Source organism: Bacillus sp. B2-WWTP-C-10-Post-4, from assembly GCF_009183805.1.
In the GTDB taxonomy this organism is placed as follows: Bacteria; Bacillota; Bacilli; order Bacillales; family Bacillaceae_G; genus Bacillus_A; species Bacillus_A cereus.
The window spans coordinates 73578-91916 of the sequence record NZ_WEII01000003.1; the positions used below are offsets into that span (position 1 = coordinate 73578).

The window sequence follows — 18339 nt, forward strand, 5'->3', positions numbered from 1 at the left end:
TTTTATTCCCATCCTTTGTATATGTCTTTACTTAAATAGCGCTCACTGCTATCAGGAAAAATCGTTACAATATTTGTACCTGGTGCTGCCTTCTCGGCCTCAAGTAAGCTCGCATGAAATGCTGCTCCTGAAGAGCTCCCAACGAGAAGTCCTTCTTTTTGCGCTAATTCTTTCACTCGTAAAAATGCATTTCGATCAGAAATCGTATGAATTTCATCAAAATAAGATGTCTTCAAAAATGGCGGGATAAATTCCAGTCCAATTCCTTCGGTCTCATGTGAACCAGCCTTACCACCATTTAAAATAGATCCTTCTGGCTCTACGATAACTGTTTTAATATCTATATTTTTTTCTTTCAAATAAGATGCAGTCCCCATAAACGTACCGCCAGTTCCTGCTCCAGCAACAAATATGTTAATCTCTCCATTCAATGCGTCCCACAGTTCAGGTCCTAGTGTTTTAAAATATGCACGAGGATTTGCCTCATTTGCGAACTGACTTGGAGAGTATGAATTCGGTAGTTCATTTACTAACTCTTTTGCTTTAGCAATTGCACCGGTCATTCCTTGCTCAGTCGGTGTATGCACGACCGTTGCACCTAGTGCTTTCATTAATTCTTGTTTTTCAATACTAAATTTCTCTGGTACACAAACAATAACACGTAAATCATGTTCTAATGCTGCAAGTGCCAGTCCAATACCAGTATTCCCAGCAGTCGGTTCAATAATTGTTCCACCCTGGGTCACAAGCCCTTTTTCTAGCGCATCTTCGATTAATTCTCTTCCTAAACGATCCTTAACGCTTCCGCCTGGGTTATAAAATTCAAGCTTTGCAAATAAACGGACTCCTTTCGGAAGTGAAAAACGAGTAATTTCTACAATTGGTGTATGACCAATTAACTCATGAACTCCACGATATACATTCATCGTGTTCTCCCCCTTGTTTGCCAATAAAGAAAAGGCAACTGTATGTATTTTCTTTATATGAGACAGTTGCCTTTTTGTTACATTACTTTAACTCTTCTAACACTTTTACGATAAAGTTTGTAGAATGAAGAGCTGCTTGATCTAAAAACTGATCAAATGAAACATTTGACTCTTTACCAGCAATATCAGAAAGTGCGCGAATGATAACAAACGGAATTTCATATTGGTGGCATACTTGTGCAACAGCTGCTGCTTCCATTTCTACCGCATAAAGATTTTCAAATTTATCACGGATGGCTGCAACGCGGTTCGGATCACTCATAAATGAATCACCTGTTGCAATCATACCTTTTACAACTTGAATATTTTCTTCAGCCTGCATACATTTCTCAGCTAATGCAACTAACGCCTCATCAGCTTTAAATCCAGGCGGCATTCCTGGTACTTGACCATATTCATAGTTAAATGCTGTTACATCTACGTCATGGTGACGAACTTCAGTGGAAATAACTACATCACCAACGTTTAGAGAATGATGGAATCCACCAGCTGAACCAGTATTAATTACTTTTTCAGGCTTATATTTTTCTAATAAAATTGTCGTTGACATCGCTGCGTTTACTTTACCAATACCAGACTTTAACAAGATTACTTCATGCCCTGCTAATAGCCCTTTCGTAAATTCACAACCTGCAACCGTTTCTGTCTCTGCTTGTTCTAATTTGTCACGTAAAATACGTACTTCTTCTTCCATTGCTCCAATTACAGCAATTCTCAATCTAATCCCTCTTTCTATTGCTTAGTTGCCTCCATTACCCAAACGAAATGATTTAATCTCGTGAACGTTACATGGAAGCCATTGTTTTCAAAAATAGTCTGCATAACTGGAATACGTGTATAGTATTCCGTTTGCAAATCGTTTGCTAACTGGTGGAAACCTCTTTGTTTTGCTGTTTCAACAGTTTTATCATATGCATCTTGATCTGCAAATATCGTATCAGCAAACACTATTTTACCACCTTTGTTTAGCAATTGACTATACTTCGCAATCGCTACATTTTTTTCATCATCTGTTAAATGATGAAATGCATAGGTGCTTACAATGGTATCAATTGAATTTGGAACTTCAAACGAAAGAAAATCACCGTCTGTAATTGAAAATTCTTTTGGCAATTTCTCTTTTGCAATCATGCGCATTTCACGCGACGGTTCTATACCGTAAACTGTGCGGCCAGCAAGTAATAATTTATTTGTTAAATTACCTGTACCGACACCAAATTCTAATACATTACCAAATGACTTGTTAACTACATCCTCTAGAATGTCCTCATAATGGGCGAAAACTTCTTTATATTGTATATCTTCGCCTTGTACAAATGAGTCGTACGTATGAGCCCACTCATCAAATAAACCATTAAATTCTGTACCCATAAAAATTCCCCTTTTTCTTATCGGTTTTATCAGTATGATATTCCCTCTTTCTAAAAATGTCAATTGAAATGTACATGGTATTTCCTTCTTTTCTTTGTTACACTATAGTTGATTACATAGGAGAGGGGCCGTCTTCATGTCATTTACCTTTGAAATGTTAGAAGATAAAGTAGAGTTTTTTGAAGCGGGAGACTTAGCTTCTTTAGAACGAAAAATTAGTGAACAAATTGATAATAATAAAGCACTTATGCTTGAAGTTCATCACATCTCACATCAAATGGTTATGGATCCTGAAAGCAAAAGACCGTATTATAGCGCGGTTGTTCATTTTAAATTAAAGAAATTGCGTTAACAAAAAAGAGAAGCTCCTAAGGAGCCTCTCTTTTTTAGTTTAGAGTTTGAACAAGTACTGGTTTCCAGCCCTCATTGTCTACCCAATCAATATTTACATAATATCTTTTCCCACTTTGCTTATCTTGAACATCACCATAAGCTTTGCTCTTTCCAGTTTTGTCTCTTCCAACAAAATGGAATACTAATTGCTCTTTCGGTACTTCAACACCTGCAGCAATTGCACTTTGCATCTCATTCCAATCTGATGAACCCTGTTTAAACGTCATCGCTGGTGATGAACCTTGTTCTGTTCCTACAGCTTTCCAAGAAGGGTTTGTATACGCCTCTTTTGCCTTAGATACAGTTTTCTCAGCTGATACTTTCTCGTTAGCTTTCGCTTCTTCTTCAGCTTTTTTCTGTTCTTCTTCAGCCTTTAGCTTCTCTTCTTCAGCTTTTTTCTTAGCTTCTGCTTGCTCTTGTTCTTTTTCTTTTTTCTTAGCAGATTCTTTATCTTCTGATTTTCCAGCTTTCTCATTCTTTGTTGTTTGTTGAGAGACTTTCTTATCAGTAGAAGATGCTTGCTCTTTCGTACTAGGAACGAACAATTGATATGCTACAATAGCTACTAATAGTAATACAATAGCGATTGCAATATTTAAAACACCGTTTTGACGACGTTTTTGTTGTTTCTGTTGGAATCTTGATCCTCCTGCCATTCTCCAAACCTCCATGCAGTTTTTCCTAATTGCTATTGTAACATTAAATCTAGAAAGGTTGAACATTTACAATGATATTTTCATGAAATGAAGACATTTCACTATAAATTGCAAGATTACTTTTCATTCTCCAATTGATAGATTGCTCCTACCATATCTTTAAAAATAGGTGTAACTTTATTCACTTTGCTATCAGTCTCTAGATCAACAACAACTAAAGCATATCTTGGATTCTCATACGGAAAATAACCTGCAAACCAGCGATTCACCCTCGTCCCTTTCCCTGTTTGCGCTGTCCCAGATTTTCCAGCGACACTTAGTGGCAACGAACGGAATGCCGTTCCTGTTCCTTTCTCCCTTGTTACAACGCCTCTTAATAACTCTTGTAATGTTTTCACTGTTTCATACGAAAGCTGTTTTCCATTTAACGTATGGCTCTCAAATGTAAAAAAATCCGCTCCATTTTTATATACTATTTTTTCAACTGCTTTCACTTCCATCTTTTCTCCATTCCTCGCAATCGTCGCCATCATATTTGCAATTGCTAGAGGTGATATACGTACATCTTTCTGTCCAATTGCTGTTTGTTCTACCGCTTTTTTACTATTTTTATTTTCTTCATTCCCCCAAATAGTAGTACCCTTTTCTTCTGGCATTTGCTCAAAATGAGGTGTATGAAATACAGAACCTTTCCATCCAACCTTTTCATTTGCTCCTAAAGCTGCTACGTATGTTTCTAGCACCGTCTTATCCTTTTGTAATAGCTCGTTACCTAACTCGGAAAATGTCCTGTTACAGCTCCTAGCAAAGCTCTCTTTAAAGTTAAGTGTACCCATCCTAACTTGCGGGTCGTTTTCACCATATAAATCTTTATTACAGTTAAATGTCCGATTAAACAAATTTACTTTTTGATCAATGACTGCAGCTGCAACTACTGTTTTAAAAACAGAGCCTGGAAAATGTGGCGTTAACATTTGATTTTCAAGTGTAGTTTTATATAAATTCTCATCCCTTACTTGTAAAGACGGCTTACTAGCCATCGCTAATATTTCATTTGTCTTTACATCAAGTAATACTAGTCCCCCCTTCTTTATTTCATTCGCTTCAATCACTTCTTCTGCTTTTTGCTGCAACTCTTTATGTAAAGTAGTTTGAATCCTAACTGGATAAAATGGATTTCCTGGTGAAGTGTATTTCGCTTGCTTTCCGAAAATTGGTTCTCCTTGCCTATCTACTTGATATAATACTTTTGCCTCTCCATCAGTCAATAGAAATTCATCAAATGATTGCTGTAATCCTGAAATACCTATCGGCGTTTGTTTTGAGATTCTTTTCAATTCTCCATATCGCTTTTGAAACTCCCTTTCGTTCTCCCCTACATCACCAATTAAATGATTTATCTCTCCAGTTTGTTTTAATCGCACTTCAGCTGCTACAATACCTAATACATGTAATTCATTTACCTTCTCCATCTGTTCTCGTGTCACTCGAAATGGAGCAGTTTCTCCTTGTAGTGTAAATGCATTTTTATTATTTTTCATTTGTCTTCTAATCTCTTGTCTCGACACACCAATGATATGCGCGATTTTCTCTAACATGTCATTTTTTATTTGTAAAAATGGAAAAATAATTAAAACAGGATATTTTTCCTCACCTATTTTTTTACCATTACGATCTATAAACTGCCCACGTCCATCGTCTACTGTAATGGATTGTGTGCGTTGCGTAACACTTTTTTCAATTAAATTTATTTTGCGATCAGTAAATGATTCTGTATCTATAATTTGAATTTGGATTAAACGACAAAGCAATACAAACATAACGCACATAAAACAAATTAAAACAATTGTAATTCTCCGTTTTATTTTCATAAAAAACACCTCGTCTATTGTAGTTTAGACGAGGTACTATTTTATTTATACAATCTCCAAAACAAAAACAGATATTATATAAGGCTATTATTGTTTCTTTGGCTTCTCTAAAAATTTCATAAGAAGCGATCTAAATTCAGTTTCATTCACTCCAGTGTTTTTAGCAACTTCAATTACAGTGGTTGTTACATTAGCCGCTATTTTTAAATAATCCTTACTAAGATTATCCATTTCATTTCTTTTTTCTTTTGCATTCTCAACTGTTACAGAATCAATACAAGTAATCATCTTATCTACAATATGTAAATAATTATTTTGTGCATCTATTATTTTTTGAATATCATCTTTATTACTTACTTTCGATTGTTTTAAATATGTATATGCTTGATTCACTTCATCTTTTAAAATTTTATCATTATTCTTCGCCTGTTCTTGTAACATATTCTTCATATCATCTATTGTTTTTTGATCCATCGAATCTCGCAATAAATAATCTGGATTCCCAATTGCGTAATCATACTTAATCGTTACATCTTGAAATATTTTCATGACAATTGCTAATTGATACGCTACATCAAAATCATTAAATTCCTTTTTATCTTGTGGATTTTCTAAGGCTTTTGAACTCTCAGTTGCTTTAATATCCTTTTTTTCTTCTTGCTTTACTTTTTCTCCCTTTGATGATGTAGTTTCTTCATTCGTTCCGCATGCAGCAAGTCCTAATATAGAGATACTACAAACCAATCCTGTAAAGATTTTATGTTTCATAATTAGCCCCTTTTCCCTTTTAAAAACTATGGTCTCTAATTATGATATCAAAGCTTAAAATGTTTTTTTGACATTTTTTGTCGAATCACTCTAAGGTTTACACAAATTTTTCTATTCTACAGATAAAAAGAAACTTTAATTAGCCCTCACCAAGCGGGCGTTTACGAGCAGTCCGACGCCCACCTAACTTCTTTGCTTCCGCTGAATTTTGAGATGGTGGTCTTACTGTCTGGCAAATAGCGGGATAAAAAAAAGATTCTCCCGATAGGAGAATCTTTTTTTTATTTTACAGAGACAATCTCTACTTGCATTTCTCCGCCTGGTGTTTGGATTGTTACTTTCTCACCAATTTGCTTACCTAATAAGCTTTTTGCGATTGGAGAATCGTTAGAAATTCTTCCTTCGAATGGATCAGCTTCCGCGCTACCTACGATTGTATACGCTTCTTCATCTCCGTTTGGTAATTCTTTAAATGTTACTGTTTTACCTAATGTAACAACAGTAGATACTTCGCCAGTATCTTTAATGATAACTGCGTTACGAATCATATTTTCTAATTGTGTAATACGTCCTTCTACGAACGCTTGCTCATCTTTCGCTGCATCGTACTCAGAGTTCTCAGAAAGATCCCCGAAGCTACGTGCGATTTTAATACGTTCTACTACTTCTTTACGTCTTACTGTTTTTAATTGCTCAAGTTCGTTCTCTAGTTTTTGCTTACCCTCTTGCGTCATAGGGTATGTTTTTTCTGTTGACATATTTTCCACTCCTTTTATATACCAATCCCCCGAAAAAAAAGAGGAGTTCCATATGAAAACTCCTCCGCTTCCATTGTTAGCGGAGGTTTCTAGTACCCTTGCACTAGCGGAGTTGTCACATACAACCCCGTATTTCCAATTCTTCTTTATATAAAGAAGATATGTATGGAAAGTTGATATAAATATGCCCTCACCTATATATAGATGAGGTTGCATGTTTCATTGTATTCGATAAGAAGGGAAAAAATCCCTTCCTACCGTATATCTTTTACTATGCTATTACAAATTTACTTTTTGTTCAAGAATTGTTGCAATTTTTGTCACCATAATATCAATTGCAACGTGGTTTTGTCCACCTTCAGGGATAATAATATCCGCAAATTTCTTAGAAGGCTCAATAAATTGATTGTGCATTGGACGTACAACATTTACGTACTGATCGATAACAGAATCCATCGTACGACCGCGCTCTTTAATATCACGTTGCATGCGGCGCAGAATACGAAGGTCAGCATCCGTATCAACGAATAATTTAATGTCCATTAACTCGCAAAGACGTGGGTCTTCTAAAATAAGAATTCCTTCTAAAATAATTACATCTTTCGGCTCAACCGGAATAATTTCTTCTGAACGCGTATGCAATGTATAGTCATATACAGGCTTATCAATTTGCTCATATGCAAGCAACTGCTGCAAATGTTCAATTAACAGATCATTATCAAACGCAAGCGGATGATCATAATTTGTTTTTAAACGCTCTTCCATTGGTAAATGGCTTTGATCTTTGTAATAATAATCTTGCTCTAAGATTAAAATAGAATGACCTTTAAAATGGTCAAAAATCGCTTTCGTTACACTCGTTTTACCTGATCCCGAACCACCAGCAATTCCAATTACAACAGGCTTATTCGTCCCCATTCGACTATCACTCTTTCTTATTGAAGTATGCTTTTGCGCATCATATTATTCACATACACTCGTTGATCCACTTTGAATTTCACGATTTGCAACGGATGTCTCGCTGCATCTAATTCGTTTCCATCCTCATCCCAAATTTTCTCCACCGTTTGCGTAAAGTTTTCTATTTCTGGTCCAAAGAACTCCACTTCATGTCCTGGTTTGAAATGATTACGTTGCTCAATCGTTACGATGCCCGTTTCTTCATTATAATCTAACACTAAACCAGCAAAATCATACGTTGTTTTCTTACTATGATTTCCAAACATTTGCTCTTGATGTCCTGGAACCCCTTCAAAGAATGCAGGAGCTGTATCACGATTTGCACATTTATCAAGCTCATCTAACCATTCTTGTTTAAACTCAAAGTTATCTGGATCCGCACAATACGCATCAATTACTTTACGATATACAGTTGCTACAGTCGCTACGTAATGGATTGATTTCATACGTCCTTCTACCTTTAAGCTATCGATTCCGATTTCAATCATTTTTGGAATTGATAAAATTAAATTTAAATCTTTTGGACTCATCGCAAAGTGAGCATCTCCTTCTTGGAATAGAGGAAGCTCTTTTGCATCTTTATGTTGTGATACTGTTTGAACTAAATCATAATCCCAGCGGCAAGATTGGCAACAACCACCACGATTAGAATCACGTGCTGTCATATGGTTACTTAATGTACATCTTCCTGAATATGCGATACACATTGCACCATGGACGAACGCTTCAATTTCAATATCCACTTTTTCTTTAATTTCTTTCATTTCTTCATAGCTTGCTTCACGAGCTAATACAAGACGATGTAAACCTTCTTCTTTCCAATACTGTGCTGCTTTCCAGTTGGATAGTGATTGCTGTGTGCTTAAATGCACCTCAACAGAAGGCGCTACGCGTTTACAAGTCTCAATGATAAGCGGATCAGCAACGATAATTCCCGTTACGCCAGCTTTTTCAATCCCTTTTAAATATTCCTCTAGCCCGTCCATATTTTCATTATGTGCAAAGATATTTGTTGTTACGTATATTTTTGCTCCATACTTCTTTGCAAACTCAACGCCTTCTGCCATTTCTTCTAGCGTAAAGTTACCTGCATTCGAACGAAGACCAAATTCTTGTCCACCTAAATATACAGCATCTGCCCCGTAATGGATAGCTACTTTTAATTTTTCTAAGTTACCCGCAGGGATTAACAGTTCAGGTTTCTTCACAATAACACGTTTGCCATCGATCACTCGTGAAATTTCTTGTACAGTCATTTCCTACACCCTCCTCGTTTAGTAAACCGTTTCTTTAAAGAAGAATCCTGTATCTAACGGACGATTTACTGGTTGCATTTCTTCTATTTCTTTATATAGATCATCTTTCACGTCATAATATGCATCACGATCTTCTACGCATAAATCAATCGCTTGACGATATTTCTTCGTTACTTCAATAATGTATTCAGAGCTTTTTAGTACACCGTCGATTTTTAAGCTATCAACTTCAGCATCGATTAGTTCCTCTAATTCATCGATGAAACAAATGTCGTTCGGACTCATAATGTGAGTACCATTTTCATCTTCATAAATTGGATATTTATTGTTACGCTCTGGGTCATATAAGAACATATTCTCTTCATATTTTTTCTTTTCAATGTCAAGATTACGTCCTTGATACTCAAAGTAGTTTCCTACTAATGAACGCTTCGATTGGAACATACAAGTCATACCGTGAATTTGTACTTCCAGTTCCACTTCAGCATTTTCTTTTAAATCAACAATTTCATCTAAGCTAAGCTCACGAGCTAATACAGCACGCTTTGATCCTCTTTGTCCCCAGTAATTACAAGTGAACCAGTTTGTTGCTGTCGTTTCTGTATTCCAGTGCAACTGCATATTTGGTGCTACTTCACGAACAGCCATTAATACCGCTGGATCTCCGAAAACAATTGCATCTACATTTACTTCGTTTAAAAATGAAACGTAATCTGTTAATTCTTCTACTTTATCGTTGTGGAACATAGCGTTCATGGCTACGTATACTTTCACACCATTTTCATGTGCAATCTTCACAGCTTGTTTTACATCTTCACGTGAAAACTCCCCTGCTAAACGTAAACCAAACTTTTGCTCACCGATCATTACCGCATCTGCTCCTGCTTTCGCAAGTTGTTCGATATCCGCCACCGCTCTTGGCGTTACTAACAATTCAGGTTTCTTCATACCTTGGTCACCCTCTCTTTTTACTAACAGCTACTCCATCACCAATTGGGAAAATCGTTGTATCATATCCTTCATGGTTCATAAGCCACTCATTGTACGTCTTAATACGACGGATTAAACCACGTGTACGTCTGTTTTCAATTTTCTCTTTTGTCGTTACAAGACCGTGGTACATAACATTATCTGAAATAATTACGCCACCAGGATTTAATAACGGTTCATATAAGTCAAAAAAGCGACGATACTGTCCTTTTGCTGCATCAATAAAAATAACGTCAAATGTCCCGTGTTCTTTTACTTGTTCACCTGTCTCTAACGCATCACCGTAAATAACTGAAATACGATCTGTTACTGGGGAACGTTCTATATATTCAAGTGCTTTTTCATATCGCTCACGATTGCGCTCAATTGTCACAATACGTGAATTTGGAATAGCTTGCATCATACGAATACTAGAATAACCGATTGCTGTTCCAAGTTCTAAAATGCTTTTCGGTCCAATTAAACGTAAAAATTGCAGCATAAATTCCATTCCAAGTCGATCCATAATCGGCACATGATTTTCTGTTGCATATTCTTCCATTTCAAGAATTAATTTATCTTTCGGATCAATAAATGATAATAGGTACTCGTTAACTGCATCCTCCATAAATGGTCCTCCTTATTTACATGGAGAAGTGCCTCTATGACGTCTTTTCACACATAGAATGCAATAAAAATACAAGCCAGCTTTATCCTTAGCTTGTACGTCCCGTTTTGATATTAAAAACGATTCTTCTGCCAGTTTTTAACCCGATATATTTTACCACAAAAAAGAGGGATGTGCGACTTTTTTCGCTATCCCTCCCCATTTCACTATTTTTTCGTAATGTATTTTTGCTTTAATGCATTATGCTCTTCTAATGTTTTCGCATAGTACACTTCACCACTTGGTGCAGCTAAGAAATAATAATAATCTGTTTGCGCAGGTTCTAACGCAGCTTCTACTGAATGTTTACCAGAGTTTGCGATTGGCCCTACCGGTAATCCTTTTACAACATACGTATTGTACGGTGAGTTGACCTTTAAATCTTCGTATAATACACGTTGTTTATGCTTTCCAAGTGCATATAATACCGTTGGATCCGTTTGAAGCGGCATACCTTTTGCTAAACGATTATAAAAGACACTAGAGATCTTTTGACGATCTGTAAAACCAGTTGCCTCTTCTTCAATAAGTGAAGATAATGTTAAAAGCTGATGAACATCCCAATTCTTCGCTTTCATTTTCGCCTCATTTTGAACAATGATTCCATTTGTTTTCTCAAGCATTGGAATTACAATTTCTTCTAACGTTGTATCTTTCTTATAAAACGAATACGTTGCAGGATATAAATAACCTTCTAATGGGTATTTAATATTACTATCAAAGATTTTATCCGTTAATAACTTCGGATACTTTTGCTGCATTTTTTGAATAAATGCTCTATCGTTTAATTGACGCGTAACATCATCTTTATTCCACTTTAGTTCTGTTGCAATCGTTTCTGCAATTTCAGTTACTTGCGCCCCTTCTTTAATCGTCACTTTATAAAGAGCTGGACGATGCACGTTGCCAGATGACATTTGTTCGATCACATCTTCAGCATTCATTGAAGGATTTAATAAATATGTACCTGCTTGTAAACTTTTCGATTTAGCCTTTGTATAAAAACTAAAAACTGTACCGTTTTTTACAGCGCCTTTTTCTTCTAAAATTTCTCCAATTTTACTTGTAGATGATCCTTTCGGAATTTCTACTTCAATCTCTTTTTTATTCCCGCTATCAACTGGTCCTAATGCGGATGAAATATACGCATAGACTGAACCACAAACTAAAAGCAGTGCAATAATCGAAAATAAAAAGATGCGTCTACGCTTCTTTTTCACTTGATTCTCTATCAAAACATTTCCTCCTTACTTAATTGTAGACCGTATGTACACCTTTCTATACAGCACGATGTAAAAACGCAACAAATTCACTTATCTTTTTTAATTGACACTTTATTTTTCTACAATCCGTCTCATTATACTACAAAGACTTACACAGTTTCGACAAAAAATCTTTCATTTTACATATAAATACAAAAAAAGATGGACTGTATGTCGTCCATCTTTTCAGTACTTATTATTCAGCTTCTTGCTCATCAGCAATAGTGTTAAACGTTTCTTGTACCATTTCCCACTCTTCTTCTGATTCGATTGGAAGTAAAACTCCGCCCTCTTCTTCATTTTGCTCATAAGCCATTGCATCATAAATTGGGTCTCCATCTTCATCTACTTCACCGATTGGAGAGAAGATTACGTATGATTTTTTACCAAATTTGTCAGCATCAAAAGTGAAAATAATTTCACATAAATGTTCGTTACCTTTTTCGTCTACAATTGTAATTTGACGTTCTTCCATTTTGGTCACCTCTTATTTTCTATCTAAAAATCCTTGTAAGATTACGACTGCAGCCATCTTATCGATTACTTGTTTTCGCTTCTTACGACTTACATCAGCTGAAATGAGTAGACGTTCCGCTGCCATTGTTGACAAACGCTCGTCCCACATTACAACGTCTAATTGTAACAGCTCTCGTAGGTTTTCTGCAAATTGTTGGCACGCTTCACCACGCGGGCCAATTGTACCATTCATATTTTTAGGTAAACCTACTACTATTTTGTCCACATTGTACTGCTTTACTAACTCAGAAATACGATCAAAACCAAAGTGACCTCGTTCTTCGTTAATCTTAATTGTTTCTAATCCTTGTGCTGTCCAGCCCATTTCGTCGCTAATTGCAACTCCGACTGTTTTTGTACCTACATCTAAACCTAATATCCGCATAAACTACTCCTCACGATGATGTTTCAAGTAAGACTTCACAAGCTCTTCAATTAACTCATCACGTTCAAGCTTGCGAATGATGCTACGTGCATCTTTATGGCGAGGTATGTATGCTGGGTCTCCACTTAATAAATAACCGACGATTTGGTTAATCGGATTATAGCCTTTTTCTTGAAGTGCATCATACACAGTTAAAAGTACATCATTTACATGGACACTCTGTTTTTCATCTTGAATGCTAAACTTCATTGTTTTATCAAAACCGTCCATTTCAAGCACCTCACTTATATAGTAAGTATAGGGAGAAGAACTTCTCCTCTCCCTACCATTGTACACTACTATCTCTTTATTTTGAAACAGATTTAACGTACTCTTGTACAAATGCTAAAGCTTCTTCGACTTGAGCTGGGTTTTTACCGCCTGCTTGTGCCATATCAGGACGGCCGCCACCGCCACCGCCGCAACGAGAAGCTACTTCTTTCACAAGTTTACCAGCATGGTAACCTTGGCTAATTAAGTCTTTCGTTACACCTGCTAGGATGTTTACTTTATCGTCATTAACAGACGCTAATACAACAACTGCTGACTCTAATTTATTTTTCAGATCATCCATCATCGTACGTAAGTTATTCATATCTGCAACATTTACTTTCGCTGCTAATACATTCACACCATCAACTGTCATTACAGAATCAGTTAAGTTTCCAGCTTCGATATTGCTTAATTTCGCAGCAAGAGATTCATTTTCTTTTTGCAGTTGTTTCACTTCAGCAAATAGACCATCAACTCTTGTTAAAATATCTTTCGGATTTGTTTTCATTTTTCCTGCTGCTTCTTTTAATAAACCTACTTGATCGTTCATTAATTCGTATGCAGACTTACCAGTTACTGCTTCAATACGACGAGTTCCTGCACCGATACCAGACTCAGCAACGATTTTGAAAATACCGATAGAAGCTGTGTTATCAACGTGACAACCGCCGCAAAGCTCTAAGCTGTAATCGCCAACTTGTACAACGCGTACAACATCACCGTATTTTTCACCGAATAATGCCATTGCACCCATTTCTTTCGCTTCTTCGATTGCTTTTTGAGAAATCTCAACATCAATACTTTCCCAAATTTTCTCGTTTACCATACGCTCAATTTTTTCTAATTCGTCAGCTTGTACTTGACCGAAGTGAGAGAAGTCAAAGCGTAGACGTTCAGAAGTTACAAGAGAACCTGCTTGGTTAACGTGTGTTCCAAGTACGTCTTTTAATGCTTGATGTAGTAAATGAGTTGCTGTGTGATTTTTTACAACGCTACTACGATTTTTCGTATCGATAATAGCTTTTACAGCCGCATCTTTCGTTAATGTTCCTTCTTCAACAACAACTTTATGCAAGTTTTGGCCGTTTGGTGCTTTTTGTACGTCTTTTACAAGAACTTTCACGCCATCAGCAAGAAGGTAACCACGGTCTGCAATTTGTCCACCGCTCTCAGCATAGAATGGTGTTACATCAAGAATTAACTGTCCTTCTTCACCAGCTTGTAAGCTGTCTGTGTATTCGCCATTTTTCACAAGTGCAACAACGTTACTTTCTGTTGCAACTGTACCGTAACCAACGAATTCGCTCGCTACTTTAATTTCTCCAAGGACACCACCTTGAACTTGCATAGAATCAACGTCTTGACGAGCAGCACGTGCACGCTCACGTTGTTTTTCCATTTCATTTTCAAAGCCTTCATGATCAACTGTCATGCCAGCTTCTTCTGCATATTCTTCTGTTAATTCAATTGGGAAACCGTATGTGTCATATAGACGGAACGCATCTACTCCAGAAATAACAGTTGTTTTTTCTTCTTTTGCTTTTGCAATTACTTCAGCTAAAATCGCTTCACCATCATGAAGTGTTTCATGGAAACGCTCTTCTTCGTTCTTCACAACTTTCGCAATGAAATCTTTCTTTTCAAGTACTTCTGGATAGAAGTCTTTCATTACTTCTCCAACAACCGGTACTAATTCAAACATAAATGGACGATTGATGTTTAATTTCTTCGAATAACGAACAGCGCGGCGTAATAAACGACGTAATACATAACCACGGCCTTCGTTAGATGGAAGAGCACCGTCACCAACAGCGAATGTTACTGTACGGATATGGTCAGCAATTACTTTGAATGCCATATCTTTTTCTAAATCGCCATTACGATATTTTTCACCAGAAATTGTTTCTGTTGCACCAATCATCGGCATGAATAGGTCTGTATCGAAGTTTGTAGGCACATCTTGAACGATAGATGTCATACGCTCTAGACCCATCCCTGTATCGATGTTTTTCTTAGGAAGTGGTGTATATGAACCGTCTGGATTATGGTTAAATTGAGAGAATACAAGGTTCCATACTTCTAAGTAACGCTCGTTTTCTCCGCCTGGATATAATTCTGGGTCACTAAAGTCATTACCGTAAGCTTCTCCACGGTCATAGAAAATCTCTGTATTCGGTCCACTTGGTCCTTCACCGATATCCCAGAAGTTTTCTTCTAAGCGAATAATACGCTCTTTTGGAACGCCCATTTTCTCATTCCAAATTGTGAATGCTTCTTCATCTTCTGGATGGATTGTAACTGATAGTAATTCTTTATCGAATCCGATCCATTTGTCGCTCGTTAAGAATTCCCAAGCCCATGTAATTGCTTCTTCTTTGAAGTAATCACCAATTGAGAAATTTCCTAACATTTCAAAGAATGTATGGTGACGAGCTGTTTTCCCTACGTTTTCAATATCGTTTGTACGAATTGATTTTTGAGCATTTGTAATACGTGGATTTTGTGGGATTACACGTCCATCAAAATATTTTTTTAATGTAGCTACACCACTATTAATCCATAGAAGAGATGGATCTTCATGCGGAACTAGTGATGCACTAGGTTCTACTGCATGTCCTTTTTCTTGGAAAAAGTCTAAAAACATTTGACGAATTTGTGCGCCTGTTAGTTGTTTCATTGTATTTTCCTCCTTAAATATAAAAAACTCCCGTCCCTATAAAAGGGACGAGAGTTAACTCGCGATACCACCCTAATTATGAATTGATTACAATAACAATCAATTCATCACCTCATGGTGCCGTAACGTGGCAAGACGGCAGTGATTAGCTGCTCTCAGGATTAGCTTTCTGTTACCCTTCATTTAAAGCTTCTTTCAGCCATATGGAAGCTTCTCTCTATAAATGGACTGTAACGTACTTGTTCCGTCATTGATTTAATGTATTATATGACTAAATATAATAGAATTCTCTTAAGTTTGTCAATGTAGATAATCATTTATATTGGATTAATTACTTATTAATCATAAGTATTCTACTATTCATTCTTAACAGCCTTTTCATATAGTATGCATTTATTAATAAATCGGAATCTCCTTATAAGAATAATTTATATAAATTTCTAAATATTACCTTTTTTTGTTATAATTAAATTATTGTTAATAAAATAAAGGAGCGATCACAATGACAACCTTACTTAGCAAAGCTAAAAACATATTAGCGACTGACGAAACGATATTATTTTACGCAGCATGTTCATTAGACATATTTATTTATCGTTCCGTCGCAAGGCCAGGATTGCTAATTTTAACGAACAAAAGGCTATTCTTTTATGGGCCAGATGCAAGTAAGAATCCAATATTTGAAGAGTACTCTTTCGCAAAAATTTCTAATCTAAAAGAACAAAAGCGTCTTTTCAACAATCAAATTGTATTTATGTATGATAACGAATGGAAAAAAATAAAACATATTCAAACAAATGATGTGAGCTCCCTCGTTCAAAAGATACACAAGCAGCTTTCTAAATAAATATATGATTAGCCCTCTATTTCTTACATAGAGGGCTTCTATACTTACACATCTTCTTTTTTCAAGAGCGGTCTCACATGAACAATGACAGTGCGAATAACTGCTAAAATCGGAACCGATATTAGCAACCCTACAATCCCAGCTACCTCTCCCCCAACTAGTAAGGCAAGCATAATAATAACGGGATGCATACGAAGTGACTTACCAACGATGTAAGGCGATAAAATGTTACTCTCCACAAATTGCAAAATCGCAATTGTGATCCCCGCCTTAATAAGTATACTCGTTGATACTGTTGCTGCAATCATTAACGTCGGGATTGCTCCTAAAATAGGACCGAAGTACGGGATTATATCCGTTACCCCAATAATAATGCCAAGCAATAATGGATATTTCATACCGATAAACCAAAAAGAAAGAGCTGATACTCCCCCTAATACTAAACAAACAAATAACTGTCCTCGAATATAACTTCCAAGTGATTTATCAATTTCTTTCGCAAGCATTTGCCCCGTACCTCGCCATTTACTTGGGACTAGTTTCCAAAAGATATGATAAAACTCACCATAATCTTTTAATATGTAAAATACAATGAACGGTATTAAGAAAATAATGAGCAATGAATCGAGTACACCACGAGCTGTACTCATCACTTTATTTAAAAGCGCTTGAATCTTCGTTTCCACACCCACAAAAAGTTGTTTCACCTTTTCATGAATGAACGAAGGGAAATTCGCCGTTTGTTCTGTAACGCCATCCATCCACGAATCGTACATTTTTGTAAACTGCGGAAATTGTTCATTAATCTCTTGTAACTGTTTAATAACGACTGGTGTTCCTTTATAAATCCCATAACCAATTCCGCCAAAGAAAAGGATATAAATGAGCAAAATGGCAAGTGTACGGGGCATCCCTTCCTTATGAATTTTTTCAATTAAAGGGTGCAATAAATACGCAATAAAACACGCGATAAGAAACGGCGTGATTGCTACTTTAAATACAAAAATAATCGGTGCCCATAGCGGCTTAATTTTTAAAAAGACGAGCAGACAAAGAAAAACAAGTAACAATAATCCTAAACGATATATCCAAATGATTTTAAGATTCTTCACATGAAAAACCTCCTCCACCTTTATTTTGAAAATAAATGGGGTAGGTTATGTGCGAAACTTTTAAAATCTTTTCATACGGACCATACTGTTTTTTAAAGACGTACATATAAATAACATAACAAGGACAACCACCCCTGAGAATACAGCATGAATTAATATAATCAGGAGGGCTAATTATGGTTTTATTTATGCTTGGATTATCAGCACTTTTTATGATTCTTGAATGGATTTGTATCGGGTTCGGTATTTGGAAGGGGTTCTTTATTCATTCCTCACGTAAAGAAAAAGCGAAGCAATTATGGCAGTATGGAATACTTGGCGTTGGCTGCTACGGTCTATCTTATCTTTTCTCAGAGATCGGACTTTTTTATTTGCATATGGGTGCATAAAAAAACTCCCTTGTCTACAAGGGAGTTTTTCACTTTATCGAAATGATTATAAGTAAGACTTAATCATCTTACGTGCTTTTTTCATATTGCGTTTTGAAAATACATCTTGCTTACGAGCATATTGATATGCTGCAGCTCCAACACCTAATGCGATTAATGAATTGCGTAGATTCAAAGTAAATCC

21 protein-coding genes and 1 other annotated feature are annotated in these 18339 nt (G+C 36.3%); of the genes, 3 read left to right on the forward strand and 18 right to left on the reverse strand.

Translation table 11 applies throughout. The features are described from left to right. Positions 1-2: 2 nt before the first annotated feature. The 3 genes from GBN78_RS03075 to GBN78_RS03085 all read right to left on the reverse strand — a co-directional run bounded on the left by GBN78_RS03075 (position 3) and on the right by GBN78_RS03085 (position 2357). The gene (locus GBN78_RS03075; RefSeq protein WP_001103881.1) at positions 3-926 is read right to left on the reverse strand and encodes an O-acetylserine dependent cystathionine beta-synthase; all 924 of its coding nucleotides are present in this window, start codon (positions 924-926) and stop codon (positions 3-5) included. 82 nt (positions 927-1008) lie between these two features. Then, positions 1009-1704: a 5'-methylthioadenosine/S-adenosylhomocysteine nucleosidase gene (gene mtnN / locus GBN78_RS03080; RefSeq protein ID WP_001217024.1), complete on the reverse strand. Its 696-nt coding sequence runs from the start codon at positions 1702-1704 to the stop codon at positions 1009-1011. A gap of 14 nt (positions 1705-1718) precedes the next feature. Then, complete coding sequence (locus tag GBN78_RS03085; RefSeq protein WP_000536315.1) at positions 1719-2357, reverse strand: class I SAM-dependent methyltransferase; 639 nt, start codon at positions 2355-2357, stop codon at positions 1719-1721. 136 nt (positions 2358-2493) lie between these two features. On the opposite strand from GBN78_RS03085, the gene GBN78_RS03090 reads away from it, so the two are divergent. Beyond that, on the forward strand, positions 2494-2709 hold the full coding sequence (locus tag GBN78_RS03090) for a YrzA family protein (RefSeq protein WP_000010984.1): 216 nt from the start codon (positions 2494-2496) through the stop codon (positions 2707-2709). Positions 2710-2743: 34 nt separating this feature from the next. Here the strand turns inward: GBN78_RS03090 and GBN78_RS03095 are convergent, their stop codons facing one another. The 13 genes from GBN78_RS03095 to alaS form a co-directional block, all read right to left on the reverse strand. After that, a complete protein-coding gene (locus GBN78_RS03095; RefSeq protein ID WP_152126931.1) occupies positions 2744-3406 on the reverse strand; it encodes a YrrS family protein in 663 nt (220 codons plus the stop codon). A gap of 116 nt (positions 3407-3522) precedes the next feature. After that, entirely contained in the window at positions 3523-5277 is a 1755-nt protein-coding gene (locus tag GBN78_RS03100; RefSeq protein WP_000695140.1) for a peptidoglycan D,D-transpeptidase FtsI family protein, read from the reverse strand. Positions 5278-5364: 87 nt separating this feature from the next. After that, positions 5365-6045, reverse strand: a complete 681-nt coding sequence (locus tag GBN78_RS03105) for a hypothetical protein (RefSeq protein ID WP_000680878.1) — start codon at positions 6043-6045, stop codon at positions 5365-5367. 281 nt (positions 6046-6326) lie between these two features. Next, positions 6327-6803 (reverse strand): transcription elongation factor GreA, encoded by a 477-nt coding sequence (gene greA, locus GBN78_RS03110; RefSeq protein WP_000102591.1) that lies wholly within the window; start codon positions 6801-6803, stop codon positions 6327-6329. Between the two features lie 279 nt (positions 6804-7082). Then, positions 7083-7721: a uridine kinase gene (gene udk / locus GBN78_RS03115; RefSeq protein ID WP_000537078.1), complete on the reverse strand. Its 639-nt coding sequence runs from the start codon at positions 7719-7721 to the stop codon at positions 7083-7085. A 17-nt stretch (positions 7722-7738) separates the two neighbouring features. Next, entirely contained in the window at positions 7739-9019 is a 1281-nt protein-coding gene (locus GBN78_RS03120) for a peptidase U32 family protein (RefSeq protein WP_000217974.1), read from the reverse strand. An 18-nt stretch (positions 9020-9037) separates the two neighbouring features. Beyond that, entirely contained in the window at positions 9038-9967 is a 930-nt protein-coding gene (locus tag GBN78_RS03125) for a peptidase U32 family protein (RefSeq protein ID WP_000742807.1), read from the reverse strand. 7 nt (positions 9968-9974) lie between these two features. Next, on the reverse strand, positions 9975-10616 hold the full coding sequence (locus GBN78_RS03130) for an O-methyltransferase (RefSeq protein ID WP_065703147.1): 642 nt from the start codon (positions 10614-10616) through the stop codon (positions 9975-9977). Between the two features lie 206 nt (positions 10617-10822). Next, positions 10823-11890: an endolytic transglycosylase MltG gene (gene mltG, locus GBN78_RS03135; RefSeq protein ID WP_152126933.1), complete on the reverse strand. Its 1068-nt coding sequence runs from the start codon at positions 11888-11890 to the stop codon at positions 10823-10825. 223 nt (positions 11891-12113) lie between these two features. Next, the gene (locus GBN78_RS03140; protein WP_000392730.1) at positions 12114-12392 is read right to left on the reverse strand and encodes a DUF1292 domain-containing protein; all 279 of its coding nucleotides are present in this window, start codon (positions 12390-12392) and stop codon (positions 12114-12116) included. A gap of 12 nt (positions 12393-12404) precedes the next feature. After that, complete coding sequence (ruvX, locus tag GBN78_RS03145) at positions 12405-12818, reverse strand: Holliday junction resolvase RuvX (protein ID WP_001221192.1); 414 nt, start codon at positions 12816-12818, stop codon at positions 12405-12407. Positions 12819-12821: 3 nt separating this feature from the next. Next, complete coding sequence (locus GBN78_RS03150; RefSeq protein WP_000348590.1) at positions 12822-13088, reverse strand: IreB family regulatory phosphoprotein; 267 nt, start codon at positions 13086-13088, stop codon at positions 12822-12824. Between the two features lie 76 nt (positions 13089-13164). Continuing rightward, positions 13165-15807, reverse strand: coding sequence for an alanine--tRNA ligase (gene alaS, locus GBN78_RS03155; protein ID WP_000811825.1), 2643 nt, complete (start codon positions 15805-15807; stop codon positions 13165-13167). A gap of 40 nt (positions 15808-15847) precedes the next feature. After that, positions 15848-16067, reverse strand: a binding site (T-box leader). Between the two features lie 242 nt (positions 16068-16309). Between alaS and GBN78_RS03160 the strand changes: the two genes are divergently transcribed. Beyond that, positions 16310-16654: a PH domain-containing protein gene (locus GBN78_RS03160; protein WP_088867922.1), complete on the forward strand. Its 345-nt coding sequence runs from the start codon at positions 16310-16312 to the stop codon at positions 16652-16654. A 44-nt stretch (positions 16655-16698) separates the two neighbouring features. On the opposite strand, the gene GBN78_RS03165 is transcribed toward GBN78_RS03160, so the two are convergent. Beyond that, a complete protein-coding gene (locus GBN78_RS03165; protein ID WP_152126935.1) occupies positions 16699-17766 on the reverse strand; it encodes an AI-2E family transporter in 1068 nt (355 codons plus the stop codon). Between the two features lie 176 nt (positions 17767-17942). Here GBN78_RS03165 and GBN78_RS03170 point away from each other — a divergent pair, with 176 nt between their 5' ends. Next, a complete protein-coding gene (locus GBN78_RS03170) occupies positions 17943-18155 on the forward strand; it encodes a hypothetical protein (protein ID WP_000242535.1) in 213 nt (70 codons plus the stop codon). Positions 18156-18201: 46 nt separating this feature from the next. Here GBN78_RS03170 and GBN78_RS03175 read toward each other — a convergent pair whose 3' ends face one another. Then, entirely contained in the window at positions 18202-18330 is a 129-nt protein-coding gene (locus tag GBN78_RS03175) for a YrzQ family protein (protein WP_001053553.1), read from the reverse strand. Between the last annotated feature and the right edge of the window lie 9 nt (positions 18331-18339).